The organism is Proteiniphilum propionicum (assembly GCF_022267555.1).
In the GTDB taxonomy this organism is placed as follows: domain Bacteria; phylum Bacteroidota; class Bacteroidia; order Bacteroidales; family Dysgonomonadaceae; genus Proteiniphilum; species Proteiniphilum propionicum.
In genome coordinates this window covers 2,561,298-2,587,524 of record NZ_CP073586.1, presented here as the reverse complement: position 1 = coordinate 2,587,524, position 26,227 = coordinate 2,561,298, and the positions used below count along the sequence as shown (strand labels likewise).

The following is a 26,227-nucleotide window of genomic DNA, read 5'->3' as shown; positions in this document are numbered from 1 at the left end:
AAACCGTTGGCGGTCATTGTAAAAAGACACTTGACACCTTAAAGTGATTAAAAAATAGGATTATGAGATATATTAATTTGACAATTTTACTTATCGGATTGATTTGTTATTCTTGTGGACAGACTGGAACAAAGGCTGACTCAGTAACAGAAGATAAAACACAAATTAAAAATTTAGTGATTAAGGTATTAAAATGGCATGATAAAAATGGCGTATTAAATGGATTTGAACCGATATTTAATCCAAATGATAGTCTAGCGATAGGTATGGATTTAAAAGTACTGCAAACGGAATTAGATAAATTCACCAAGACTAAATTGTTTGATAAAGAATTTGTTGAAAATTACGGCAAGATTGTAAAGGCAATTGATAAAAAGATTAAAAACAAGGAAATCTCTTTTATGGACGGGGATATGCCTCCCTATGCAGGAGCAGACCCTTGGTGTAACTGTCAGGATATACCTTATGACAATCCTTGGGATAAGATTGTAGTTAAATTCATAAGCATAGACAATGACAATGCAGTATTAACCTGGACTTGGGGAGATTCTGATTGGAGTAAAGACTTTGATTATAAAGTAAAAGCAAAAAAGACTGATGGGACTTGGAAAATATCCTATTTACAAGGATTTGATTATAATACAATGACAAGATAAAAAAAACAACGAACCGCCAACAAGCAATATAAAACAATGGGGTTTAACAGGTTATATAAACATAAAGCGCCGCATAGAGTTTTCGTGTCGGCTGACAGTGACGGAGCTCGCACTCCCCATCGTTTCATATTGCAGTACGTTCTCCCGACATCGCCTTCGGCTCGTCGGGAGAACGGATGGAGGATTTCATCCATCCGTTAGCTTTCAGTGTAAAAAGAAACCGCAAGCCTCTACTTCTGTACAAAAATATCCCAACTTTGAAAAAAATTAGGAGCAATGCCGGGAAATACATTTGATGAGGATATTTATCACCGGCATTAACGGCTTTGTTGGTACTAACTTCACGAATAGTTGGAGCAAGAATCATAAATTGTTTGGACTGGATATACATCAACCGGAAAAGGAGGGTCCTAGAGTCAACCAGCAAGTGCAATTTAGTAATAATTTTTGTAAAACTCTATTTTAGGATTGCTAAAGTCTAATTTTTCTCTTGGTCTTCTGTTTAGTTTATGCTGTATTTCTTTTACTTTCTCATCGGAATAATCTTTAAATGTTGCTCCTTTTGGGATGTATTGCCGGATTAATTTATTGGCATTTTCAACAGCTCCTTTTTGCCACGATGAATAAGGATCAGTGAAATATACCGGTACTTTCAACTTTTTTGTTATCAGTTCGTGTGCTGCAAACTCGGATCCGTTATCTGTTGTAATGGTTTTCAGTTTGTCCTTATAAGGCAGCAACATAGCAATGACTTCCTTGCAAACCTGCTTAGAGTCTTTGCCCATAGGCAGTTTTCTCATCATTATAAAGTTTGTATTTCTTTCTGTCATTGTCAGTATTATTTCCTTTTGTCCGTTTCCTATTATGGTGTCCATTTCAAAATCTCCAAACCGGCTTCCGTCGGCCTCTTTTGGCCTTTGGCGAATACTTTTTCTGTTGGGTATGTTAGTGGCAGAACCTACGGGTCTTTTTCTGTATTTGAGCTTGTGGCGGCAGTGCTTGTAAAGGTTTCCTCCCGATTTCTTATCTTGCCTGATCCATTGATAAATAGTCTCGTGAGAGATAGATATTTGATCATATTTTGCGAGATATCCGCTGATTTGTTTGGGCGACCAATCTTTGCGAATGAGACGGATTATTTTCTGTTTAATCCACTCCGATGTCGATCTATTGCCCGGTAAACGTTCTTTGCGCTCTTGGGCCATCTCTTGTGCCAAACGCCATGAGTAGCCTCCAGTTTTGTTTTTGTTACGGCTTAATTCCCTATAAACCGTAGAAATATTTACCTTTATCTGCTTGGCTATTTCAGACTTGCTTGTTCCGTTTTGTAAGCCTAAATAAATAGCATATCTTTGTTCTGAAGTTAACTGTTTGTATTTTTTCATAAGCAACATAATAGTTAATTTTAGGGAGACTTCGGTCTCCTTTTTTATTTTTTTATGTTGCTGATTGACTAATTGTTTTTTTCAAAACCCCTTAAGCACTTTTGAAAGGGGATTTTTGAAAAAAACAATTAAGATAAGAAGTGTAATGTAATCAAATCTTTTGCACTTCTATCTTGAACTTAGTGGTGTGAAATGGATCATCGGTTGGAATGAACTGGGAAAAGTTCCGGCTGTGGACGCGATTGTTCACCTCGCCGGGTAAGCGCACTACACGAATAACATAAGTGAGACACAGGTTATTTTTTTCGTGTCATCTGCATCCAGACTGTTTCATTTTTAGAGTTCTTAAACGTGATATCGTCGGCTTTAAATGGATAGCTGACAATTGTTCCGGTAATTACTTCTTTATCATCATTAATAGATGTAAGGGTAATGGTGGTATATTTGAAGCTGTATGTGTATTTGGCGATGGTGTTGTCTGATCCACTTTTCTGAAGAGTGTATGTACACTCCTTATAGTCGAACTCAATTTTCATGGTATAACCAAATAACGAGTGACTCTCCCACAAGGTCCAATTTATAAAGGCACCGGGACGTGATAAATCGCTTAACATGTTGGGGTTTGGCCGGGAAGCTCCTAGCTGTTCGTCATCTTCACTGTCTACGTTGTCTTTGCTGCAACCACTTAAGCTGAACCCTCCCATCAACAGGAGTAATACCATTAAGAACCATAAGTATTTCTTTTTCATGATATTCGTTTTTTTAATTATTGTTACCGTTTTATTACGTAGCCACTTTTCTCGTTTTAATCATAGGAACGTTTTATTAACTAACCACTTATCATTTTGCAAATGTATGAAAATTTAAATAAAAACAAGCAAGAGCCATGAAGTTTTTTAATCAAACATAACCACACTTAGTATTGACTTGAACACGATAGTAATGATCGTTTTTTTTGTGGGTAAATGTTTTGTCATAGAGAGAATTAAAAGGTGCTTTCGAGTTAAAGTAAAGTCTATATTTTGATATCGATTGTTAATTGAATATATTTGTGCAGTGAGTAAAAGAATTAAAAATATTAACAGAGATGTTATTGAGTGGGCAATTATTAGAAATGGTAATAGTCTGGAAGAATTCTATGCTCATAATCCTGACGTAGAAAGTTGGACAAAAGGAGAAAAATATCCCACGCTAAAACAACTTGAAAATTTTACTCACAAAGTGCATGTGCCTTTTGGGTATATGTTTCTTGATAACCCTCCTGTAGAAACCATTCCTTTACCATTCTTCAGAACCGGTCAGAAAGCGCAAACAGAAAAAGTGAGTTTAAACGTATTTCATGCCATACAACTTATAAAGGATAGGCAAGATTGGTTAACTGAATACCTGGAAGAACTGGATTTTTCTGATTTGAATTTTGTGGGGAAGTTTAGTGTTAAGGATAATGCAAGTAGCATAGTTAGCGACATAAGAGAGGTTCTTCAACTTGAAGAGGATTGGGCCGAGCTATACGAAAACTGGGAGCAAGCTTTAAACCATTTGACAAGTAAGATTGAAGAGGCTGGTATTATTGTTACGTTTAACGGAATTGTTGGAGCCAATACCCATAGAGTAATTGATGTTAACGAATGCCGTGGCTTTGTTTTAGTAAATAAGAAGGCTCCTTTTCTATTTATCAATGCTGCGGATGCTAAGGCTGCACAGATGTTTACATTAATACACGAATTAGCACATGTATGGATAGGAGAAAGTGCCGGGTTCGATAACCAGCAATTGTTGCCTGCAAATAATCCTATGGAGATTTTGTGTGATAAAGTAGCTGCCGAATTCTTAGTTCCAAAGGAATGTTTTTTGCAAAAATGGGAATTAACTCAAGATTTCAAGTCTCTGAGTAAGATGTTTAAAGTAAGTCCTATTGTAATATATAGAAGGGCGTTGGATTTAAAATTGATCAACTTGAGCGATTTTCTTAGGTTTTACAATAATTATATGAGCGATTTTAAGCAAAGAAAGGAGAAGCAGGGTTCCGGAGGTGATTTCTATGCAACTGCAAGAAAACGAGTAAGTGTAAGGTTTGCTGTTTTTGTAGATAACGCCGTAAAAGAAAATAAACTCTTGTATCGCGATGCTTATAAATTGACAAACATGAAAGGCGACACGTATAACAAATTTATCACAGAACATCTGTATTAGTGAAAAAATACCTGTTAGATAGTAACGTTTTAATTCAAGCTCATCGAATGTATTATCCTTTTGATGTGGTTCCAGGTTTTTGGAATAAATTAATTGACTTGTCTGATAGGGAGTTGATTTGTAGTATAGATAAAGTAAAAAAAGAAATTTGTAATACTTCAACACCTGATAAATTGGCTTTATGGTGTGTTAACGATATAAAGTCTGATTTTTTCGTGAACACTTCATCATGTGTTGACAAGTATGCAGAGATAGCGTTGTGGGTACAATCCAATCAACATTTTAAACAAAATGCCAAAGATGAATTCTTGGCGACAGATTTAGCAGATCCTTGGTTAATAGCATATGCCATGAAACATAATTGTGTTATGGTAACACATGAGGTTAGTCAGCCAAACAGAAAAAATAAAATCAAGATACCTGAACCATGCATTCATTTTAAAATCCAGTATATTTCAACTATACAAATGTTTAGAGAGTTGGGAGAAACGTTTTAAAAATAAGATACTTTTGCCAGTATCTCTCTAAGTAGGGTACTGATCCGCATCCATGGAACAAGGGAAGGCTTCAATTGGATGCAACAGTCTGTGACGCTGATATCAAGTACCTCACCGAACTGGATCTGTTGAATGATATCCGCGCCAGACTATCCTCGACGTCAAACAGTTGGATAGGGGCTATCATTTTTGTGATGAACCTGATCAGGCACATGAGGGCTATTCCCTTGCCTTACTTTGTCTCGTTACTACTGAACCAGATGAAAGTGAGAAATATAAATATTTATCCAATCAGGCTACATTTGAATTTTTGTGCTTGATTGGTAATTAATAAGCAGACCCTAATTAGCAAATTTACTGATTGCTTGTTAATTATAGTTCTGAAAGGAGTTGTAACTGTATCGTTACACGATCATTTTCCGCTCAAATTCATTCAACAAATAGATTATTTTCATCGCTTTCTATTTTATGGAACATTCGTATATGCAAAAATATAAAATAATCATACAAAACATAACAACCTAACAATCATTACAATATAAATGCAAAATATTTCATACCAATCTTTGTATACGAATGTTTTAAATCTGGTATTTACGAAAGTTGTATATTTATTGCGTAAACAACACGTTATCGGAAAGATGAGGCGGGGTCGCCGCGTCCTGCGGCGGACAAAAAGGACGTTTAAGGAATGTCCAATTATATAAGTATGATGATAATGAAAAGAAATACATTAGAAAAGGGAGGTTTATGGTATGGCTAAGGGGAGTTCATCAAAGACGACTGTGCAGGAGGTATCCTTATTACCAGAAAATGCAGATAATCCACGGCCGAGGTTATGTAAACTGATTATCAAAAACTTTAGGACAATAGGAAAAAGTCCCATAGAAATTGATTTAGATGATATTGTTGTTTTAGTTGGTGCCAATAATTGTGGTAAAAGTTCAATTCTAAGAGCATATGAAGTAGCAATGAATACAGGCTCTACAGCCGGAAGGTTACTTCTTGACGACTTTCCCAATAATATTGTAAATACAGAAGCACTTCCGGAAATAGAAGTACATACTATTATCTCAGAAAATAAGCCAGGAGACCGTTGGATTAAGCCTTTACCGAACGGAGAAATGCTGATACGTGAAAAGTGGACATGGACTAGCCCAAATGTTGATCCAAAGAGAAGGGGATTTGACGTACAGATCGGGGACTGGGCAGACGAGGTTCCTTGGGGTGCTGCAAATGTTGCAAATGCATATAGACCAAAACCTCATAGAATTGATGCATTTGCATCTCCCGAATCTCAAGCTAATGAAATCACTGCATTATTATCCAGTATAATAAAAGATAGATTGAAAGCTATTAAAAGTCCTGAAAATACAACAGAAAAAACAGATTATGAGATTTTAATTGACCAAATAGCAGAATTTCAAAAAACAGTATCCTCATCTATTCAGGAAGATGTTGCAAAAATAGAAGATAGTATTTCCGAATACTTAGGAGAAGTATTTCAAAACTATGTTATCAAGCTTGATGCTAAACCTGAAACAAATATTGATAAGACATACTCACCTTTTAAAGAGTCTCCCGATTTATATATGGGACCAGCAGGTGGGTATATGTCAAAGGTTGCAGTTCAAGGTAGCGGTGCGAGAAGAACACTATTGTGGACAGCATTAAAATACGTTGCAGAAAATGGAAAGGATAGTACCGAAAGACCCCATGTTCTTTTATTGGATGAACCTGAGATTTGTTTACATCCAACAGCAATTAGAGATGCTAGAAATGTTCTTTATGATTTACCAAAAACAAGAAACTGGCAAGTTATGGTCACAACTCACTCGCCAATTTTTATAGATCTTTCATATGATAATACTACAATTATTAGAGTTGATAGAAATTCTGATGACGAGGTACGAAGTACGACATTATACAGACCTGAACGAGTAAGTTTGAGTTTGGATGAAAAAGAAAATCTGAAATTGTTGAATGTATGTGACCCTTATTTACACGAATTCTTCTTTGGGGGAAGGATTATTGTAGTCGAAGGAGATACTGAATATACAGCATTTTCATTCTTAAAGATGCTGTATCCTGCAGAATATGATGATGTACATATTATAAGGGCTCGAGGTAAAGCGATAATTCCTGCAGTGGTTAAGATTCTTAACCAGTTTTCAACAAGTTACGCAATATTACACGATACGGATACTCAAACAATAGCAAATGGGAACGCTAACCCAGCATGGACAATCAACAGCAATATTATAAATGCAACGACAGCCAGTTCCAGTGGAAATAAAATTAATGTTATCGCCTGTAAAACTAATTTTGAAAAGGCTCTTTATGATACAGAGGTTAGCAAAGATAAACCGTATTATACAGTAACAAAATTGAAAGAGGATGAGATTTTTAGACAAAAAATCAAACAATTATTTGATTCTCTTTTGGATATTGAAAAACAACCTCCTGAAAACTGTATCAGATGGTCGAATATTACCGAACTTGAGTAATGTAAAACCTATGTAGATAGTAATGTATAAGGGTGCGACGTCCTGTCGCACTCTGACTTCGGGAGGCCTCATCCATCCGATAACAGTGAATTCCCAAAATCTGAGATAATATGCAGATAGTAACCAGACTTCGGGAATTCACGAGACGTTGTGCGACATGCTAAAACGAATACAGACACCATTATAATTGACTGAATAAAAATGGCATCAACAACTCCAAATAGAAAAGCAATTGTAGATTTCCTCTGGGAATGGACAGAAAATCATGCTGATTGGAGCAAACTCCTTATCAGCAAAATTGTAACGACAGAAAGTTCCCTTTCAACAACTGACAGAGAAACAGTTTTCAATTACTTTCTCCAATCAATCAATCTTCATACAGGTTTGCCTGCCTTGACAGTTACAAAACCAACTTACATACCAACAGAAAAGATGATTGAACTCGATTCGCTTTCTGCAATTACAGGAGTAAATCGACTTGCAAAAAATCAGACCGTCAACTTTGCAAAGAACATCACAGTCATTTACGGAGAAAACGGAACAGGCAAAACAGGCTACAGCAGAGTCCTGAAAACACTTGGTTTTAGTTACGACAACAACAAGACAATTCTTTCAAATGTCTACGAAGCATCCGAACCACAGTCAGCAATAATCAATTTCAAATCAAACGGGACTCCTCAAACTTTTACATGGAACGGAGCAAACAACGATTCCGAACTTGAAAATATTTCTGTTTTCAATAGCAGTTGTGTTCAGTTCTCAATAAGCGACAGAAGTTTAATTGTTTCTCCAATCGGTTTTCATTTTTTTCACCTTGTAAGTGCTGAACTGAATGCACTCAATCAATTGTTGCAAAAAAAAATTGCAGCACATCCAACAACATTGCTTTGGCTTGACAACCTGACACCAGGAACACCACTGCACACTTTCATTTCAACACTTTCTGCAACTTCAACCGAACAAAAACTAACCGAGCTTTCTGAATACACACCTGCACATGGGAAAGCACTTTCGCTAAAGGAAACCGAACTTGCTTCTTTGAATAAGGCATTGCTTCAATCTCAGATTCAAACATTGAGTAGTCAGATTGCAGAACTTGATTCAATCATTGGAAAAATTGAGACAGCTAAAACACAACTCAATGATGCAAACTGGCAAGCACTTCTTGCAATAAACAAGCAGATTTCCGATTTAGAAAGCAAAACGCAAACAGGATTAAAAGACATAGCCGATGAAAGAGGAATTGAATTTTATCAAACACCCGAGTTCAACTCCTTTATTCAGGCAGCAGAAAGTTACATCAAAATAATTGACAAGCCTGATTATCCACAAGAAGGCGACACTTGCGTTTACTGTTTGCAACCGCTTGATGATTCAGCAAAAGAATTATTGAAAAGTTACAGAACACTTCTAAACGATAAGACACAAGAAAACCTTGCGGCATTAAAAAAGAACAAGGTAGGGTTGATTCAACTTGTTTCTCAAGTTGATACCAACCTTACTTTCCACCAAAACACTTTCGGCACAAATGAAAACCAAGCGCCAGTTCAGCCGAAAGAAATTACCAATTACAATGCCAATTTGGATTCCTTAAAAACAACTTTCACCACAAATATAATTGCACAGGGTTCAACATTCACTTTTGATTATCAAACTGCGATTAAATTCCTAACTGATAAGCGAACAGCAGTCAATAACTCCTTAACTCAAAAATCAGAAGCATTTGCAAACCTTGCAACACTGGAAGCAACTTTGAAAAAAGAAATTGCAGAATTGAAAGACAGAAAATTTATTTCAGGGAAAGTTGCAGAAGTAAGAACGGCAATCGCAAATCACAAGGTTGTCAATACTCTTAATGCCAATTCATCCAGTTTCAATACAAATTCAATCAGCCGTAAAACTTCATCCGCAAGAGAAGAATTAGTGAGGCAGGACTTTGAAGATAAATTCAAGAAGGAACTAATTGCTTTACGAAAACCGCATTTGAAAGTTGATTTAAATTTTGGAACTGACCGAGGCAATTCAGTAGTTTATCAAAAAATTAGCAGCCATGCTTTGGCAGATATTTTAAGTGAAGGAGAACAAAAAGCAATTGCCTTAGCTGAATTTCTTACCGAATTGCAACTTGACAATACAAAAGCCCCTATAGTTTTTGACGACCCAGTAAATTCACTTGACCACAAAATTATTGATGAGGTAGTTAAACGCCTTATTGAATTGTCAAAGCAGCGCCAAGTTATTGTTTTTACCCATAGCATTCTGATGCTTCATAGTTTTATTCAGCAGTCCGAACTTGAGCATCACAGGCAAGCAGGCGTTTCATTCTTATTTCATAGAGTTAAAGAAAATTTTGGAATAACAGGAATCTTGGACGAGGTTGAAGAAGTTAACTCTTATTCATACTACATTAAAAAACTAAATCTTGTACTTCAAACAAAACCCGACGGACAAGACGAAGCAAAACTGGCTGCGGAAGGATATGGACATTTACGTTCAGCAATTGAAATAACTGTTGAAGACGATTTATTTAGAAAGACTATTAAGCGTTATAAGAAAGGAGTAGCATTTCCTTCTCTACTACGTGTGGACGGAAGCAAAATTGATGCTTATAAAGGAAAGTTGAATGATATATATGAAAAGTGCTGTGTTTCTATTGCCGGTCATAGCAGCCCTGAAGAAATTCATACGACACCAACTATTGAGGAATTAAAAACGGACTTTGAAGAATTTAAAAAGATAAGAAGCCAATTTACATGACATGGGATTGAAACAGAAGCACGAACGCACAACAAAGTGTATATGCCATAAGGGTTTTAGAGAATATTCAAGTATTGTAGCCCACTCAAACTTTCTTGTAGGTGGACAAGAAACTGCCCCGTAATCCCCTACGGCGCATACCGCCGACCGTTCTCCCGACATCGCCTTCGGCTCGTCGGGAGAACGGATGGAGGATTTCATCCTATGCTCTGCTCCTCGCCTTTCAGGCGACATCGCAGAACACAGGATTTACGAGATTACGGGAAATAGTGGATGTATCCCATTCCTGTAACCTCGTAAATCCTCCATCCGTTATAGGGCATTATAAAACATAATACAGCATGAAATTGATTTTACCTACGATATTAAATGTAATAACAGCAATTGTTGTTTTCTACATTAGCTATCTAACTAAATTTAGCTTTATTCTTCCTGACATTTTAAATAAGAAAATATTAGGATTAATAATTGTTTATTTGGGTATGATCATTGTAATTTGGGCTGCTTGGCATTTAAAAAAAGGCTTTTTCGGGGGTATTGAACCAGAAAATGAACTTTTAATCAAAACTGGTCCATATAAATACATACGACATCCAGTATATTTAGGAATGACAATTGCATTATTAGGAATCCCAATAATTCTTAAAAGTTGGATCGGTATTATTGCTGTATTTATTTTTTTTCTACCAAGTGAAATATATAGAGCAAAACTTGAAGAAAAAACTTTATCTAAAAAGTTTGGAAAACAATGGGATGAATATTTAAAGAGAAGTGGTTTTTTCTTTCCATCGATAAAAAAATGAATTAATTTATATCAAATTATAGAACAATAACAAGATTAAGAAAATATAACGCCCTATAACACGCGCTCATAAGCAATTGCCAGGCGTTGCCTCCACTATGCGTTCCGGCACGCTCAAATGCAAAACTCAAAACAATTAATTATACAACGATAACGGCGGATAAGAACGCAGCTCCGCAATCGGCAACTTTTCATACCTCCATCCTATGCTCTGCTCCTCGCTTTTCAGGCGACATAGCAAAACACCCGCTCATTAATAATAAGCCATAAAACAACAACAAAATGGCACGACCAACCACCAAACAACAACTTATTGAGCAAAGCGAAGAAAACTTTAAGAAACTATTTGCTCTAATCAACTCATTGACAACGGAAGTACAGGAAATATCTTTTCAGTTTGAAGATAGAGACAAAAACATTAGAGACGTTTTAGTGCATTTGCACGAATGGCATCAACTTTTATTAAATTGGGTAAAATCGAACTTATCAGGAAATAAAATTAGTTTCCTGCCCAAACCTTACAATTGGAAGACATATCCACAAATGAATGTTGAATTTTGGGAAAAGCACCAAACTACGCCCTATCTGCAAGCAATAACTGTTTAGCAAAAAAATCACACAGATGTAATGAGTTTGATTGACACATTTACCAACGAGCAACTTTTTACCAATAAATTTTTTGATTGGACAGGCACAACGAGTTTGGAAGCTTACTGCGTTTCGGCAACTTCAAGTCATTACGATTGGGCGATAAAGAAAATAAAAAAGCACAAGAAAAAATTAAAGGGAAAGTAATCGGATAAACAACCGTTATTTTTTCTTTTTTATAAATTTGTGGTTTATTCTGAATATTTATGGCAAAAGGAAGAATTTTACAAGTCAAGGAAGCCTCAATTACAGTCATTAATCAAAAGAACACCGATTATATCAGTTTAACGAATATGACAATAACCACGACAAAACAGGAAATATAAGAGATTACGCCACGTTGGAACAACTTGTAGTATTGAGCAATATGGAAAGTGTAAAAGCATTGTTAATCCGACAAGGTTGTGTAAATTAAACTGTGTCAGATTTAATCATTAAAAGCTTATCAGCACTGGGTAACTTTACAATCTATGAATTCTGGGAGGAGTACAACATTAAAAAAGAATCAATTAAAAATGTCGCTTAACTTTTTGTCTCAAATAAGTTGGCAAGTCCCAAAAAGAGACTGCCCCTTGTTTAGAGGCAGCCTCAACAAACTTTTACCGGTTTCCCTTACCGGTGAAAAAAGCGAAACGATATTCCGGAGGCAGCGGGTAATCGATACCCACCTCATGATTATCAATTTAGATTATTCATTCAGATAACAGTTCCATCAACTTTCTTCTGTGCTCTCTGAACGCAGCTATGTTGTTATCGTATCTGGTATAACTGTAAATCACTTTATCAATGATATCACGGGCCGCTTCTGGATCTTTCTTTTCGAGCATCTTGAAAAGTTCATAATCCACAATGCCATCACGCATGGCTTCAAACCGGATTGAACTAAGAAGTTTATCATCTTTTGGATAAATTATCCAGGAGTCGCCTCCGGGTAAGATATTTCCTCCTTCATAATTAATTGAAGTTTGTTCATCCCAGGGATCCGTCCGCCACTGATTGAGCCCCCAATGCAAATAACCGGGTATGTTATACTTGAAGTTTAACCAATGTATATACCGGGTTTTAAGTAAAGGCAACTCGATAAACCGATTGGCGTATTCTCCCTTGGGAGACAGGCATGTATAAAACCATGCTTCTTTCCCTTCACTGTTTTTATTGATGTTATTGTAAAAATCATAATCCTTGTTCATGAAATCCAGTTGAGGCACGTATATGTCCACAATATCCTCCAGATCTTTGCTATGTGTAGCTTCAATAATTTTAATCTCCGGGTAAACTTGCTTGACAAACCGTGCAATTTCCACATAACTTTGTACGTTAGTAGGCGTAGGTTCGTCGGCAATATATTGTAAATAACTACCCTCCCACCCTTTTTCCTTCAGGTGTTGTTTAAGAGAAGTGAAAAAATCAACGTAAAACTGCCGAGCCCGCTCATTGGATAATGGCAATTTTTCAAACCTATTTTCGGCATTTCTATTCACTGAAGGCACCCTCACCACAAACTGTGAATCCCAATTACCTTCTCTCGTCCCGATGTGCCCTCCTTCTAACCTGCCTATAACCCCTTCCTGTATGAAAATTTCCACCACCTTGTCGAATCGGCTGAAATCTACTTGCCACTTCCCATTTATGAATGCAAAATCAGATAAATCCAGTGGGGAAATTCTGGCCGAGTTTTGTCTGTATTCCGCCATCATTTTTGCCAGTTTCCGGATATACTCCCAATGTTGTGGAGAAAAAGATTCAAAATCTTTACCCCGGTTCATCCATTTAAGTTGAGCCGCATCTATTGTGAACCAATTTGTTATCCATAAACTGGTTTTATCAATTGTTACAGGATAAACCCTGACAGAATAGTCCTTTTCGATATGAAATTCTTTGTTTTCAATATTCCCATTAATTATCACCTTACCACTATACAGTCCGGGGCTGGCATCCGAGGGGATGGGTATAGTGATCCAAATTGGCTGTGAATTACCAAATTTCACATCAATCTCATCCTCTTCCAATAACGGGTCGGGAAAATAACCAGAAGGTGAATTGATTCTGTCCCGGGAATAATCCCAGATACTTCGCCCAACTTTAACAAAACCAACAAATCTTACTTTCGATGCGGGGAGCAGTTTGTCTTTATGTGATGCTCGGGTAACCGTTACCCTTAAGTTGTTTATTGTATAGGGTGAGCGAACAACAAACTGTAGACTGGCATGTTCGCCTCGGACCACTTCACTAATTGCTTCTTGTGAACCCGGGAAAAAACTGCTTTCGGCAAGAATTTTCTCCATAGGGTCAACATATTCAAATTGAATCTCTTTACTGTCGCAACTAAAACCAGAGAAACAAATCACAAATAGTAAAATGATTGCATTCAAAAAAGTTCTTTTTACTGAATTAGACAGATAAGATGTGTTATTTTTCAACGTCATGTTCATCGATTTTTTAATAAATTAGACAAAACTTTATCACTCACTCCCAACCCGGGTTTTGCGTCAACTCACCGTTCAGTGATATTTGGGCAGGAGGAACCGGATATAAATAATCCCTGTCGGGTTTGAATCCGAACCCGTTTGGTAGATTTTTCTGATACGGATCGAGGTAGCCGTCTTCATTCACAAAAATATCTTTTCCAGGAATTAACAAAGGGCCTCCATCTACATAGTTATCCTCACTATCCTGAACTCCCGTCCAGAAGTCCTTGTCGAACCAGTAACCAAGAGGACGTTTGCCAACAATCAAATGATGCGCCCTCCATCTCAGCAGGTCATCAGCCCTATATCCTTCACACGCCAGTTCTACTCTTCTTTCCCTACGCACCTCGTTAATAATGGGTGAAAGTTCCGGAAACTGCCAATCAGGATCGTTCGCCATGGAGTGTAAACTTAGATCCGGCATGGCTGACCTTGAACGAATTTTGTTTATTGTCAAATCTATATCGTTTTGTGTTATAGTCCCGAGCTCCGCTTTTGCTTCCGCATAATTTAAAAGTGCCTCTGCATAGCGAAAGATAGGCATGGATGTTTCCGATGCATTTTGTTCCGGTTGTCCTTTTGATTCGGTGTCAAGCCCCTTTTTCAACATATAACCCGTAGTGTTTCCTCCTTCCCCGCCCTGATCTATGTAAGGCCGGGTAAATTCATATCCGGGTACTAAAACTCCGTTTTGGGTTCTTCTGGGCTCCCCTTCTTTCCAATAAATCATTTGCCTTAATCGTGGATCCCTATTCTCCACTACCATTTCCAATGACTTGTCACCCCTATATAACGGGCTTAAAGATATAGGCTTTCCGTCCACGCACAGGTAGCTCTCTATTAGCGATTTAGTCAATCCCGTTCCGGCGCCGCTCGTTGTATATCGTTGAAGATTATGCACTGTGTTCAGCGAAATATTATAATCCCTCGAGAGTAAAACCTCACCTATACCGCTTAGGTCATCACGGTTAAACAATGAAGCATAATCAACTTCGGGATTGCCGGTGGAGTATAGTTCTATGGTATTCATGTCCATCAGCTGCTTCGCCGCAGAGGCAGCGATTTCCAGGTATTCCTGTCCATTACTACCCTTCACTCCAAAGACAGTTTCCTGATGATACTTCTCCCATGTTCCTTCATAAAGAGCCACTCGCGATTTATATAAAAGAGCGGACTCCTTATTGATGCGATTACGTGTTGATGCTGCTTTAGGAGGTAGTTTTTCTATTGCCTGGGAAAGGTCATCCAGAATGTAGTCGATAACCTCTTTACGGGGGGTACGTGCTGCAAAAAGTTCTTCTGAATCAGGGGTCAGCACTTGCGAAACATACGGAACATCCCCATACTGTCTTACTAGATTAAAGTATGCAAATGCTCTGAAGAAATATGCCTCACCCACATATGGAGCTATTTCAGACTCGGAAACACTCATCTCTTTGTATTTTTTTAACATGATATTGATGCTCCTGATTCGTGAATAATCCCAACTTCCGTTATTTGTCGTAATCGTGTTGGTTCCGGCTAAACGATTATCATAAAAGCGGCTTGCCATATTGTCACTGTTGTTATCTTCCCACAGATATCCTCCTCCCCAGCTGGGAAATTGAGGCAGCATCGTGTAAAATTGATTAACGTATAGCTGCAGGTCCGATGCAGACTTCCAATAATCGACATCTGTAATGGAGTCAAGCGGTGTTTTATTCAGGTAATCATCCAAATCACAACTTGTGAGAACCGTAAAGGAGAATACTATTAAATATATAATTTTTTTCATACTTGTAATTCTTTTGTATTTTATAAATCAACATTTAATCCAAACGAAAAAGTTCTTCTCAGGGGATAAGCTTTTCCCGATCCGTAAGCCCCAACAAATGCAGTTTCAGGATCAAATGTTTTATTCATTTTAGTTAGTGTAAATAAGTTTTCACCCGTGATAAAAAATCTGATTTTCTCAATTGGGAATTTTATCTTTTTTTCTACCGGGAGTGTATATCCAAATTGAAAACTCTTCAACCTGAAGTAAGCTGCATTTTGCAGAAAACGAGTCTGAGTCTGAATGTTTTTTGAATGTTCATTCGTACCTAAATAGGGTTTTGGATAATAAGCGTTCGGATTTTCCGAACTCCAGTAATCCAGATGTTGAACGAAAACACTGCTTTGCCATACGTCTCCTGTTATTCCGTAAAACATATTACCCGACGGTGCTGCATCACGCTTGCCAACACCCTGACAAAAAACACTTAGATCAAAATTCTTCCAGTCAAGTCCAAGATTAATACCGTAGCTAAAGTGCGGAGTTGAGTTTCCAATAATAGACAAGTCGCCATGATCGTCTAACGTATTGTTTCCGGGATTAATTTTTCCATCCTTATTTAAATCTGCGTATTCGATGTCCCCCTCACCCCACCGTGAGAAAAAATATGTTTGATCGGGGCCGGCATCAGCTTCTTCCTGGCTTTGATAGATACCCACGGTATTATATCCCCAGATCTCCCCTATCTTACGTCCTACATAATAATCAGACAGTACCCCATTGTCATTTTTATACCTGGTAATTGTTGTCTGGTTGTCTGAAAGATTAAAAGCCATGTTGTATCCCAAATCACCAATTTTATCACGCCATGCTATTTGCATTTCAAACCCTTTGGTCTGGAGGTCTGCATTATTTCTTTTTGGCGCAGATGCTCCTAAAGTTGCCGGCAAGCTTTCTGCCGGGCCAAACATATTTTTTGTCTCCCTTACGAAATAATCATAAATCAAGCTCAACCTGTTATTCAAAAAGTAAGAGTCAAATCCAATATTTGCTGTCCGTACCGTTTCCCAGGTCACATCAGGTGATATTAATCCGGCTGCTCTAACGTATATGGGACGAGCGCCATTAATTATCCAGTTGAGGTTTTTAGTTATACCCATTGTCGGCAGGTATAAATAATTTGCAACGTCCTGGTTACCCACCTCACCCATAGAACCTCGAATCTTTAAAAAGCTGACTTTAGATGCCAGGTTATCCTCCCAAAATTCATTGTTTGAGATTACGTAACCTGCCGAGAACGCGGGGAAAAACCCCCAGTTATATCCGGGTGCAAACCTGGAAGAACCATTGTATCTGCCAAGTACTTCGAATAAGAACTTATCGTTGAAATTGTAGTTTATCCGGCCAAAGTAACTTAAAGTGCTCCAATGGCCTTTATAACCGGAGAGATAAATTTGGCCCGTAGCTGTTCTTAAGGACGGGACTGATTCTGTAACCAAGTCATTATTTCTACCTTCTACGGATGTATGGTAATAATATTCATTCTGCATACCGCCCATAAAAGTAATTTTATGCTTTGCGATATTTAAATCAAAATTAGAGTATAAATTGTTGGTGTTGTAAAAGTCACGGGAACAGTTTTCCAGATAAAAATTCGGAAAAGAAACCCCGCTCCTGCTTTTAGTTATACCATCCGCCAATGTACTGTAGACCGTTTTTTTATGGTTGGTCTGGTTATTGAAATTCTGGCGTATATTGGTTTCAAAGTTAATTTTCCAGCCTTTAAGAGGTTCAAGAATAACATTGACGCTATTCAACAATTCATTTTGATTTCTTTTGTTCCTGCCCGCTTGTGATAACAACAAGTGATAACTTTCGTAATAGTTGCCGTTTGGATCTTTTTCCGGCATATTCGACCAGGTTCTGGCAATTGAATGATGAAAGTCCCCAATGTCGGAGTAGTTATGAGGTGTATCTATATCGCGCCGTGTGTATCTGTTGTTGAATTGTAACGATAGCCAATTGCTGATTTTTGAATCAATATTCGCAACGAAATTATACCGTTGGAATTTCTCATCTCCAATTCTGTAAATTCCATCTTCATTATAGAAACCACCTGAGATGAAATAGTTAGCTTTTTGACTTCCTCCGCTTACGTTGATATCATGTTTTTGCGTAAGTGCCCACGGTTTATAATACACCTGATACCAGTTAGTGTTACCAACAGCATCGTAATAGCTGGTAAACCGATCAGGATTAGTCGGATTAACCGTGATAGCAGGATGTGTACCGGGATTTTCGTGGTTCTCCCTGGCTTTTTGTAACGTTTCGCTTGTTATGGGAGAGGTTAACCCTGCATTGTGAAAAGCTGTATCCAATGTGTACAACCATTCATAACCTGAAGCAGGTTGAGGAAGATTAACAGGGCCATTCATTCCGAAAGTAGAATTAAGCCGGACCGATATTTTTCCTGCGGTATCCCTTCCCCTTTTCGTTTTTATGTTGAGTACTCCAAAAGCTGCCCTGGAACCAAAAATAGCTGTCGCGGTAGCATCTTTCATGACAGCAATAGATTCAACGTCATTCGGGTTTATATTTTCCAACTTAGACTCAACACCATCAATAATTACCAATGGATTGCTTCCCGACAAAGAACCATAGCCACGGATATTAATAGAGGGAACCGAGCCGGGCTCGCCTCCTTGATTGTTAATGGAGACATTTACGTTAGCCAAAACTCCTTGTAATGCAGATGTCATGTTAGAGGTTATTCGGTTTTCCAGTTCCTCTCCTCTGACCTGGGCAATGGCACCTGTGAGGGTTTCCTTTTTCTGTACCCCATAGCCCACAACAACCACTTCATCGAGCGTTTCCGCATCCTCCTGTAACACGATATTGAGGGTTGTTCTTCCGTTAACAGCAACACTTTGTGAAGCCATACTCACGTAAGATATTTCTAAAGTAGCGTTGGAAGGGACGTTTGAAAGAATAAAAGTGCCATCGATATCGGTAACTGTGCCTACGGATGTTCCTTTCACCTGCACCGTTACGCCTATCAACGGTTCTCCCGAAGTATCGGTTACCGTGCCTCTTACCGTTATGTTTTGGGCAAGCAGGCATAAGGAAAATGACCACATAAAGAGAAAAAACATCCCTTTTTTTACACTTGAAAACATTTGTTTCATTCTTGAATTTTGTTTTAAATTAGTTATTAGATATTATGTATCCCGTAAAGTCTTTATACGTCATGGTAAATTACATACTGCAGGCCGATAACTTCATTTCTACAGGCAGATCAACAGCATGCGAAACCTGAACTAAACGGGTATTTCCGGCGAAAGCCGGTTGAAAGAGAAGAGAGTTTGCAGATAACTGAAACCCGGGCGGTATTAGACAATCGTAAGTGCGGAGAATAAACGAATATTCTGTTGATGAAGGAATAAGACTGCCGGTAATCCGGCTTCTTATTCGGGTGGCTCTAATGTATATGCGGGGATATAAAAAAGAGGCGCGGACGATTGTCGCTATCCCTCTCACAAGGCTCCGCAAGGGCCTTCACACGAGAATAGAACAATGTCCACGCCCTTATTGCTAAGGGCGCTTCCATTCTTTGGTCTCGTGTTTGAATTTTGCGGATTCTGTGAGAAGACCAAAAAAGCGCTATATTACTTCGTACCGTAGTTTACGGCACAAAGATAATAATTCATTTTAAATTCTGTTATGGGTCCATAATTCTTAGTTTTTTAAATTTAACAATTATTGATTCATGACTCAAAGAAAACAAAATTTAACGAAACATATGCTAAGAAGTCCATTGTTAATTATCAATTTTGTATTGATAATTATCAATACCTCCCCTTTTTTGACTATATTTGTAGTAATAAAATAATATCCAGACAGATATATGGAAACAAAAGAACAAAAATTAAAAAACACCCATCACGGGCATGCTATCAAGCGTTTCCGTCATACATTGGGCATCAAGCAGGAAGCACTCGCCGCCGAAATGGGGCTTAGCCAGGCACTGATTTCCACCTATGAACAGAGGAAGGTCCTCAATGACGATGTTATCGAACGTTTTGCCAAAGCCCTGAACGTGGCTCCCGAACTGATCAAGGAATTGGAAGAAGATCCGGTAACTTATATCATCGAAAATAATACATTTGAAAAGGGAAGTGTGGGGAATATAGCCTCTACAAATGAAAATTGTGGAAATACGTATAATCCAATCGAACAGATTCTCGAACTGAGTAAGGAAAAAACAGTCCTCTACGAACGGATGCTCGAACTGGAAAAAGAGAAGAGCGCCCTTTTGGAGAAGTTGTTAGAGGACAGGAAATAGAATTCCTGACTCCTCTTTAAGATAGGCCGGTGGCTTATTTTACGAAAGAGAAAAGAGTATGCTTTAGTGGCAGAGCTCCCTCTCACCAATGCCTTTGCCGAATAAAACTAATAACTTTTTAACAATACCGTTTTTTTATCCAAATAATTGTTATATTTGTAATTTAAAATACTGATACTTATGCAACACACAAGTTTCCACTATTATTTATCCCGATTCAAAGAACCTTCGTAGACACCCCCGATTGTATAGAAAATCAGGCATTTACGAAAGTTGTGTATTTATTGCGTAAACAACATGTTATGGCACATTTAAAGACGACAACAATCAATAAAATTTAACTACATGGCTGACACCTATTTCTGTTTTAGTGATGAATGCGGGGATTACAAACCCAATTTGACTGACATACAGTTAAGGAATCATCCATTCTATATCAGAACAACTTTACTGATGAACTCTAATGAATGGAAAACGCTAAACCTTAATTTTAGAGAATTAAAAAAGAAATACGGACTTTCTATTTCGAAAGAAATAAAGTGGGCTAATCTTTGGACCCTAAGAAGTTTTCAGAAAAACAAGAAAAAAATCCCTGAACGTTTTAGACTGCAACACATTGAACAAATAGACTATCACGTATTAATAGATTTTGTTGAAGAGTCACTTGCTTTGATTAATTTATTAAATGAGAAAAAAATTATTGCGACTTACACTAAGAACTCAAACCGATACCCAACCAATGAAAAATCAATGATTTCCTTTCATTTGCAAGAACATATGCAAAGACTAGAAATGGAATTACAGGTTGACGAAGGGAATTTAGGCGTTCTATTTTTTGACCCAATTGGGAATGAAAAAAACGAAATGTTCCGACAGTTTTACTATGAACTTTTTGAAAATGGAGATTATATTGAAAGTTATAAATTCATAAAGGACAGTTTGAACATTGAAAATTCTCATCATTCCGTTGGTATTCAACTAGCAGACTATATTTCAGGAGCATTCAGTTCTATACTAAAAGCTTCAATAGACAATGACTATTCTCGGGGTGTAAAAATGTTCTATGAATCTGTATATCCAAATTTAAGACGTGGACGGAATGGTGAAATTCAAGGTTACGGAATTAGAGAAGTTCCAAGAAGTGTCCCTACGAGAAATTGGTTGGTTGGACAAATGAATAATTTTAAACCAAAGACAGGATGAGAAAAACGTGCCATAACAGCCGTTCACCGCAATGGGGGCTGACGTAGTTCAATCAAGTGCAGTACTTCTATCAACATTTGTGCTTGTTGATAGTTTAGGCTCCGAAATCCCCCACTACGGCAAGCGGCAACACGTTATGTGTAAACTTAAAAAACAAAAGTATTAACAATTAAAAAACAAAAATCATGAGCAAAAAATTTAAATTTAAAATCGAGAATGAAATGCATGATTGGGAAAATCAATTCATTACAGGTGCAGAAGTTAGAGCAATTCCGCCAGGAATTCCGGCAAGTATGGATTTATTTGTAAAAAGGCAAGGCAAACCCGGAGAGCTTGTTGAAAATGACCAGAAGATAGATTTAGATGAACCGGGAATTGAAAAATTTTACTCGCAAGTTGCTAATTCAACGCCCGGCATTTAATGGCTTTGTTATTTGATGAAGATTACGAAATTCTTGCAAGCTCTGGACTCGAATTTGAGGAGGATGAAGCAACGAGATTTTTAGTAATTAAGGATTTTCCGTTAAAACCCGGACTATACGAATACGCCAACCAACCTATCGAAAAAGTTGATGTGTTAGTCGTCATTCCTCCAAATTATAACACAAGTGGAAATGACATGTTTTGGTTTTATCCTCCTTTGACAAGAGCAGATAAGAAACAAATTCCAGCTGCATTTATTTTTGGACAAGGAGATTCTCGGATACATAAAGGGAAGGAATTTTGTCGATGGTCGAGGCATTTTACAGCAGATACTTGGAAACCCAAAATTGATAATATTCAAAAAATATTAAGCCGGATTGAGTGGGCTTTGAAAAAACCTGATGCACAAAGATGAATGAACATAGGATAACGTTACTTGGTAGTCATGATAAGATTCTAAAAGAATGGTTGACTACACACCCAGATGGACATGAGCGTGGTGCAATCGTTTTATTTAGAAGAATATCTCGCAAAGTTGATGGACTTCCAAAATCCGACAGATTCTTATCCGTGGAAATTATTAGAATGGAAGGAGATTGGATTATAGATAGTACTTTAAATCAATTTACTATCAATATGAAAAAATTCCCTGATTTATATTTTCGTTGTGAAAATGAAAATTTAGAGTTAGGATTTGTTCATAACCATCCTGATGGTAATTTTTATTTTTCAGAAAAGGATGATATAAATGAGAAAAATATTCTCCATGGATTATCAGGATGCAATTCCCCGGGTTCATATTTAATTTCACTAATCCTATGTAATAATATTTGGATTGGAAGGATAAGACAAGGAATAAATCCAGAAATAATACTAGGAATTAGACATATTTCAGTCCTAAATGAAAGTCTTGACCTTTATGGTATAAAAATGCCAGATGAACTACCGATAAGCCTGAAAAGACAGGAAAAAGCTTTTGGAAAACCATTTAATACAAAACTTCAATCTCTAAGAGTTGCAATTATTGGACTAGGCGGAACAGGTTCTCCAATTGCGAATTTATTAGCTAGAACTGGAGTTGGGGAACTTATATTAATTGATGGAGATTTATTAGTTGAAAGTAACTTGAATCGAGTAAGTGGTTTTTCCAAATGTGACATTGGGCTAAACAAGGCAAATATCGTTATGAGATATATAAAATGTTTAGGACTAAAAAATAAAGTAGTTGCAATTCCAAATTATATTAACGAATCAGCAGAAGCATTAGATGCATTATCAACTGCAGATATTATTTTTGGATGTACAGATGATGTTGCCGGAAGAGATTTATTAAACCAAGCATTATATTATTATTCCCAAGTATACATTGATGTTGGGCTCTCTGGAAATGTTGATAAAGACCAAGACGGTAATCCTTATTTAAGAACTCAAAAAGGTCGCGTTAGTTGTATTCTTCCAGAATATGGTTCATGTTTACGTTGCCAAAATGTAATTAATGACCAAATGTTGTCAGATGAACAAAAATTAAAAGATAATCCAGAGTTAGCGGATTTAGACCCTGAAATCTTAAAAAAGCATTATTATATTTTTGGTGCGAATGTACAATCTCCTGGAATTGGAGCTTTTACAAGGGGTACGGCTAATAATGCTGTTGCAACTTTTATGAATCTGATTTCTAATTACAGGGATTTACCCTCGGATTTAAGACAAGATAATATTTGGATTGATTTTATCCACCTTAATATCCATAGTAATACTCCAAGAGATATTCCTGAATGTATTTATTGTAAAGAACACCTTCTTCTGAAACAGGGAGAAGGGAAATATCGTTTAGGCACTCCTCAATATGGCAAAAAACCAATAGATGATTAAATGGTTTAAGAGGTTTATAAAAAAGCTTTTTCATCTTGAGTATGAATTCTTAACGAGTAAAAAAGATGAGTCATATTTTAATTCTATTATTATTATGGACAAAACTCCTAATGAAGATTCTTTAAAAGAAAAAGACTTTGTTGAAGTTGTTTACCGTAATCAATCATATTGGGCAATTTTTATTTGTCCATGTGGATGCAAAAATGTCATTTCATTGCCTTTACAAAAAAATCACAATCCTTATTGGCGACTTGAACATTCGATTGAAGGGAAACCAACTCTGTATCCTTCAGTATGGCAAAATAAAGGTTGTTTGAGTCACTTCTGGGTCGCAAATGGGGTAATTGAATGGTGCGGAAATACCGGGATTGAACCATGGATAGCAGAACCAAATTATTATGAAAAACCAAAAAGATAAAAAAGTCAGCACATAATAAATAGGACTCTGAGCGGTCGGCACGACCCAGCGAGGAGTCGGTGTTGAACTACACCCACCGTTATTTTAGTGCTATGTACTTAATGAATATTTTTGTTTTTCTGAAGGAAAAATAGACAAGCGATCTTTGATATTTTGCAGGTTTTTGTGCTTTCCGGAATCAGTTTTTATGGATCAATCAGGATTAAGAAAAGGTTCTGTGATCGCTTATTCTTAACTAAATGACACATCCTACCCTGTGCACCTTTAGGCGCATTTGGTTTTGATAGTTAAAGTTGGGGATGAGTCTGTATGAAAGTGGTTCCTGGAGGAGAACGTATGGGAGGCAGTCTTCTGATTCTAATCATCTGACCCGTTTTACACACCGGACAATGACAGGGATTGATGCCGGTAAGTCTTTCGAAACGTTCAATATTCGATTCAATCGTTTTCCGGGATCTTGACTTGTTGTCGCTTTCGGATTCATCTTCTACCCTAAACTTGATTCCCAAATTCCGTTTTGCCGTGTGGTTGTAGATACCGTAACGTCGGATTTTTACAAATCTGCGTGGGAGGATGTGCTGGGCAAATCTGCGCAGGAACTCCACACCACCGAAAGTGATGTACTTTTTAGCCGCTCCTTGTCGGTAATCCCTGGCAATAAAGGTTACTTTTTCATCAGTGATAATGGACCACCCAGGGAGTGCTATATGCACGCTGAATCCGGTCATTGAAGAGCATCAACTGGTTTTGTTCGCGCAAAGCTCTTTTGAGGCTGTCCAGGAACTTAGATTTAAACGCACTGCTCATCTGATTAACAGGATAAAAGAACTTCCTCCCATGACCGATGTTTTTCCATCGGCCATCCAGGGAGTAGCCGACAGCCGGAACGAGACAATGGATATGCGGATGTAGTGAGAGGTTCTGTCCCCAAGTATGGAGCACGGCTATAGCTCCGGTCCCGACACCATGGTGCGAGTATCCAAAACTGTTCAGGGTGTGCCATACGGCCGAAAATAGCAGGTTGTAGAACATCCTTCCATTATGCAGGCAAAGGACATTTAAATGGTCGGGCACAGTGAAAACGACATGATAATGCCTCACGGGCAGAGTGCCTTGCACCAGCCCGTCAATCCGGAAGGCTTGTCTGGCTGCCTGGCATTTTGGACAATGCCTGTCGCCCCTGTCGCCACAACTGTTATAGCTATAACGAATCGTGCCGCAGTTGTCACACGCCTCCTCATGTCCGCCAAGAGCGGCGGTTCTACAGAGTGCAATTTTAGCAAACACCTTTTCTTGAAGCGGAGTAAGCGTTCCACGGTCCTGCAGCGAAGGAGCAAACCGACGAACCACATCGGGCAGTTCAAACCTTGTTCTCATTTTGTGGTGAAGTTGTACAGGGAATCGAGTGGACTGTGTGTTTTAATGAGTGGACATTGAGCTACGTGAAGGTAAATCATGGTGGTGGTGATATCGGCATGGCCGAGCAGCTCTTTCAGGGTTACGATGTTCAGTCCCTGTTCAAGCAGGTGAGTGGCATACGAGTGCCGCAGTGAATGAAGGTTTGCCTCTTTTGTGATGGGATGTCTTTTTGAGGTTCTCACGCATCACCCGGGAGAGCCCGCGCACGCTGTATCGACCGTCAGGTTCTTTTCCGTTGAACAACTAGACATGCGGGTTTTCGGCTTTGAGGTACTTTTTTAGACCAATAGCCATGCTGTCAGCCAATGGAACAACACGATCTTTCTTGTACTTGCTCTGGCGGATGTGGATGGTTTTGCGCTCAAAGTCGATATCGGAGATCTTCAGGTTAATCACCTCCTGGCCTCTCAATCCGGCAGAATAAATCAATGTGAGCACTATCCGTTGTTTGAGCAGCGTGGGTGCCGCAAACAACTCTTTCAGCTCTCGCCGGTTCAGTATCACCGGCAGCTTCGAATCTTTTTTAAGTGATGGCAGAGCGATGGCTTCACGGTTCATACCCGACAAGCAATAGTAATAGCGCAGCCCGTACACCATATGCTTAAAACTGCTTCGCAAGGGCGATCGGGGATCACGCGCCAACGCAGCCAGGTATTCATTGATCTCTTCGGGATCAATCTTCTCGGGAAGCTTGCCAAAATGAATGACAAAAAGGGCAATCCGGCGGATGTAGTTTTGTAAGGTACTCCGACTCTGCCCCCGTAACGTGACCTGTTGTTCCAGTTTGTGGACAACCATCTTAAACTCGGGAACAAGCACAATGGCCTGCTCGACAAAAGTAAAACCTGATTTCTTTCTCATAATCGGACATTTTTTGTGGTGAA

Annotated in this window: 21 protein-coding genes and 2 pseudogenes; 14 read left to right on the top strand and 9 right to left on the bottom strand. The window is 38.1% G+C overall.

The window, feature by feature from the left end:
- The first annotated feature begins 62 nt into the window (after window positions 1-62).
- Window positions 63-656: a hypothetical protein gene (locus tag KDN43_RS10525; RefSeq protein ID WP_238866018.1), complete on the top strand. Its 594-nt coding sequence runs from the start codon at window positions 63-65 to the stop codon at window positions 654-656.
- 124 nt (window positions 657-780) lie between these two features.
- On the opposite strand, the gene KDN43_RS10520 is transcribed toward KDN43_RS10525, so the two are convergent.
- From KDN43_RS10520 to KDN43_RS10510, 3 genes are all read right to left on the bottom strand, one after another.
- Entirely contained in the window at window positions 781-1,023 is a 243-nt protein-coding gene (locus tag KDN43_RS10520; RefSeq protein WP_238866017.1) for a hypothetical protein, read from the bottom strand.
- 67 nt (window positions 1,024-1,090) lie between these two features.
- Window positions 1,091-2,041, bottom strand: a complete 951-nt coding sequence (locus KDN43_RS10515; protein WP_238866016.1) for an IS30 family transposase — start codon at window positions 2,039-2,041, stop codon at window positions 1,091-1,093.
- A 296-nt stretch (window positions 2,042-2,337) separates the two neighbouring features.
- Complete coding sequence (locus KDN43_RS10510; RefSeq protein WP_238866015.1) at window positions 2,338-2,790, bottom strand: hypothetical protein; 453 nt, start codon at window positions 2,788-2,790, stop codon at window positions 2,338-2,340.
- A gap of 307 nt (window positions 2,791-3,097) precedes the next feature.
- Here KDN43_RS10510 and KDN43_RS10505 point away from each other — a divergent pair, with 307 nt between their 5' ends.
- The 7 genes and pseudogenes from KDN43_RS10505 to KDN43_RS10475 all read left to right on the top strand — a co-directional run bounded on the left by KDN43_RS10505 (window position 3,098) and on the right by KDN43_RS10475 (window position 11,592).
- On the top strand, window positions 3,098-4,234 hold the full coding sequence (locus KDN43_RS10505) for an ImmA/IrrE family metallo-endopeptidase (protein WP_238866014.1): 1,137 nt from the start codon (window positions 3,098-3,100) through the stop codon (window positions 4,232-4,234).
- The gene (locus KDN43_RS10500) at window positions 4,234-4,731 is read left to right on the top strand and encodes a DUF4411 family protein (RefSeq protein WP_238866013.1); all 498 of its coding nucleotides are present in this window, start codon (window positions 4,234-4,236) and stop codon (window positions 4,729-4,731) included. Before KDN43_RS10505 ends, KDN43_RS10500 begins: the two co-directional genes overlap by 1 nt.
- Window positions 4,732-4,805: 74 nt before the next feature.
- The gene (locus KDN43_RS10495; RefSeq protein ID WP_238866012.1) at window positions 4,806-5,051 is read left to right on the top strand and encodes a hypothetical protein; all 246 of its coding nucleotides are present in this window, start codon (window positions 4,806-4,808) and stop codon (window positions 5,049-5,051) included.
- Window positions 5,052-5,486: 435 nt separating this feature from the next.
- Window positions 5,487-7,238: an ATP-dependent nuclease gene (locus KDN43_RS10490; protein WP_238866010.1), complete on the top strand. Its 1,752-nt coding sequence runs from the start codon at window positions 5,487-5,489 to the stop codon at window positions 7,236-7,238.
- 201 nt (window positions 7,239-7,439) lie between these two features.
- The gene (locus tag KDN43_RS10485) at window positions 7,440-9,995 is read left to right on the top strand and encodes an AAA family ATPase (RefSeq protein WP_238866008.1); all 2,556 of its coding nucleotides are present in this window, start codon (window positions 7,440-7,442) and stop codon (window positions 9,993-9,995) included.
- A 341-nt stretch (window positions 9,996-10,336) separates the two neighbouring features.
- A complete protein-coding gene (locus tag KDN43_RS10480; protein WP_238866006.1) occupies window positions 10,337-10,798 on the top strand; it encodes a methyltransferase family protein in 462 nt (153 codons plus the stop codon).
- A gap of 281 nt (window positions 10,799-11,079) precedes the next feature.
- Window positions 11,080-11,592, top strand: a pseudogene (locus tag KDN43_RS10475) (ClbS/DfsB family four-helix bundle protein).
- Between the two features lie 545 nt (window positions 11,593-12,137).
- On the opposite strand, the gene KDN43_RS10470 reads toward KDN43_RS10475, so the two are convergent.
- The 3 genes from KDN43_RS10470 to KDN43_RS10460 form a co-directional block, all read right to left on the bottom strand.
- Window positions 12,138-13,730 (bottom strand): DUF4091 domain-containing protein, encoded by a 1,593-nt coding sequence (locus KDN43_RS10470; protein ID WP_238866004.1) that lies wholly within the window; start codon window positions 13,728-13,730, stop codon window positions 12,138-12,140.
- Window positions 13,731-13,911: 181 nt separating this feature from the next.
- A complete protein-coding gene (locus KDN43_RS10465; RefSeq protein WP_238866002.1) occupies window positions 13,912-15,687 on the bottom strand; it encodes a RagB/SusD family nutrient uptake outer membrane protein in 1,776 nt (591 codons plus the stop codon).
- A 20-nt stretch (window positions 15,688-15,707) separates the two neighbouring features.
- A complete protein-coding gene (locus tag KDN43_RS10460) occupies window positions 15,708-18,851 on the bottom strand; it encodes a SusC/RagA family TonB-linked outer membrane protein (protein ID WP_238866000.1) in 3,144 nt (1,047 codons plus the stop codon).
- Window positions 18,852-19,570: 719 nt separating this feature from the next.
- Here KDN43_RS10460 and KDN43_RS10455 point away from each other — a divergent pair.
- The 6 genes from KDN43_RS10455 to KDN43_RS10430 all read left to right on the top strand — a co-directional run bounded on the left by KDN43_RS10455 (window position 19,571) and on the right by KDN43_RS10430 (window position 23,924).
- Window positions 19,571-20,008, top strand: a complete 438-nt coding sequence (locus KDN43_RS10455) for a helix-turn-helix domain-containing protein (RefSeq protein ID WP_238865998.1) — start codon at window positions 19,571-19,573, stop codon at window positions 20,006-20,008.
- Window positions 20,009-20,353: 345 nt separating this feature from the next.
- A complete protein-coding gene (locus tag KDN43_RS10450) occupies window positions 20,354-21,211 on the top strand; it encodes a DUF3800 domain-containing protein (RefSeq protein ID WP_238865995.1) in 858 nt (285 codons plus the stop codon).
- Between the two features lie 185 nt (window positions 21,212-21,396).
- A complete protein-coding gene (locus KDN43_RS10445) occupies window positions 21,397-21,633 on the top strand; it encodes a multiubiquitin domain-containing protein (protein ID WP_238865993.1) in 237 nt (78 codons plus the stop codon).
- Window positions 21,633-22,049, top strand: coding sequence for an E2/UBC family protein (locus KDN43_RS10440; protein WP_238865992.1), 417 nt, complete (start codon window positions 21,633-21,635; stop codon window positions 22,047-22,049). Before KDN43_RS10445 ends, KDN43_RS10440 begins: the two co-directional genes overlap by 1 nt.
- Window positions 22,046-23,506, top strand: a complete 1,461-nt coding sequence (locus KDN43_RS10435) for a ThiF family adenylyltransferase (RefSeq protein ID WP_238865990.1) — start codon at window positions 22,046-22,048, stop codon at window positions 23,504-23,506. The genes KDN43_RS10440 and KDN43_RS10435 overlap by 4 nt, the downstream gene beginning before the upstream one ends.
- On the top strand, window positions 23,499-23,924 hold the full coding sequence (locus KDN43_RS10430) for a DUF6527 family protein (RefSeq protein ID WP_238865988.1): 426 nt from the start codon (window positions 23,499-23,501) through the stop codon (window positions 23,922-23,924). Before KDN43_RS10435 ends, KDN43_RS10430 begins: the two co-directional genes overlap by 8 nt.
- Window positions 23,925-24,211: 287 nt before the next feature.
- Here KDN43_RS10430 and KDN43_RS16650 read toward each other — a convergent pair.
- The 3 genes and pseudogenes from KDN43_RS16650 to KDN43_RS10415 all read right to left on the bottom strand — a co-directional run bounded on the left by KDN43_RS16650 (window position 24,212) and on the right by KDN43_RS10415 (window position 26,204).
- A pseudogene (locus KDN43_RS16650) lies at window positions 24,212-25,301 on the bottom strand (IS91 family transposase).
- Window positions 25,298-25,525, bottom strand: coding sequence for a tyrosine-type recombinase/integrase (locus KDN43_RS16460; protein WP_327064882.1), 228 nt, complete (start codon window positions 25,523-25,525; stop codon window positions 25,298-25,300). Before KDN43_RS16460 ends, KDN43_RS16650 begins: the two are co-directional and overlap by 4 nt.
- A 61-nt stretch (window positions 25,526-25,586) precedes the next feature.
- The gene (locus tag KDN43_RS10415) at window positions 25,587-26,204 is read right to left on the bottom strand and encodes a tyrosine-type recombinase/integrase (protein ID WP_256448702.1); all 618 of its coding nucleotides are present in this window, start codon (window positions 26,202-26,204) and stop codon (window positions 25,587-25,589) included.
- Between the last annotated feature and the right edge of the window lie 23 nt (window positions 26,205-26,227).

Excerpts from the sequence above, each read along its gene's own strand:
- KDN43_RS10435 (WP_238865990.1), top strand. The coding sequence starts at position 22,046 with ATGAATGAACATAGGATAACGTTACTTGGTAGTCATGATAAGATTCTA.
- KDN43_RS10445 (WP_238865993.1), top strand. The coding sequence starts at position 21,397 with ATGAGCAAAAAATTTAAATTTAAAATCGAGAATGAAATGCATGATTGG.
- KDN43_RS10455 (WP_238865998.1), top strand. The coding sequence starts at position 19,571 with ATGGAAACAAAAGAACAAAAATTAAAAAACACCCATCACGGGCATGCT.
- KDN43_RS10485 (WP_238866008.1), top strand. The coding sequence starts at position 7,440 with ATGGCATCAACAACTCCAAATAGAAAAGCAATTGTAGATTTCCTCTGG.
- KDN43_RS10430 (WP_238865988.1), top strand. The coding sequence starts at position 23,499 with ATGATTAAATGGTTTAAGAGGTTTATAAAAAAGCTTTTTCATCTTGAG.
- KDN43_RS10440 (WP_238865992.1), top strand. The coding sequence starts at position 21,633 with ATGGCTTTGTTATTTGATGAAGATTACGAAATTCTTGCAAGCTCTGGA.
- KDN43_RS10490 (WP_238866010.1), top strand. The coding sequence starts at position 5,487 with ATGGCTAAGGGGAGTTCATCAAAGACGACTGTGCAGGAGGTATCCTTA.
- KDN43_RS10525 (WP_238866018.1), top strand. The coding sequence starts at position 63 with ATGAGATATATTAATTTGACAATTTTACTTATCGGATTGATTTGTTAT.
- KDN43_RS10460 (WP_238866000.1), bottom strand. The coding sequence starts at position 18,851 with ATGAAACAAATGTTTTCAAGTGTAAAAAAAGGGATGTTTTTTCTCTTT.
- KDN43_RS10520 (WP_238866017.1), bottom strand. The coding sequence starts at position 1,023 with ATGATTCTTGCTCCAACTATTCGTGAAGTTAGTACCAACAAAGCCGTT.
- KDN43_RS10510 (WP_238866015.1), bottom strand. The coding sequence starts at position 2,790 with ATGAAAAAGAAATACTTATGGTTCTTAATGGTATTACTCCTGTTGATG.
- KDN43_RS10515 (WP_238866016.1), bottom strand. The coding sequence starts at position 2,041 with ATGAAAAAATACAAACAGTTAACTTCAGAACAAAGATATGCTATTTAT.
- KDN43_RS10480 (WP_238866006.1), top strand. The coding sequence starts at position 10,337 with ATGAAATTGATTTTACCTACGATATTAAATGTAATAACAGCAATTGTT.
- KDN43_RS10415 (WP_256448702.1), bottom strand. The coding sequence starts at position 26,204 with ATGAGAAAGAAATCAGGTTTTACTTTTGTCGAGCAGGCCATTGTGCTT.
- KDN43_RS10470 (WP_238866004.1), bottom strand. The coding sequence starts at position 13,730 with ATGGAGAAAATTCTTGCCGAAAGCAGTTTTTTCCCGGGTTCACAAGAA.
- KDN43_RS10450 (WP_238865995.1), top strand. The coding sequence starts at position 20,354 with ATGGCTGACACCTATTTCTGTTTTAGTGATGAATGCGGGGATTACAAA.
- KDN43_RS10465 (WP_238866002.1), bottom strand. The coding sequence starts at position 15,687 with ATGAAAAAAATTATATATTTAATAGTATTCTCCTTTACGGTTCTCACA.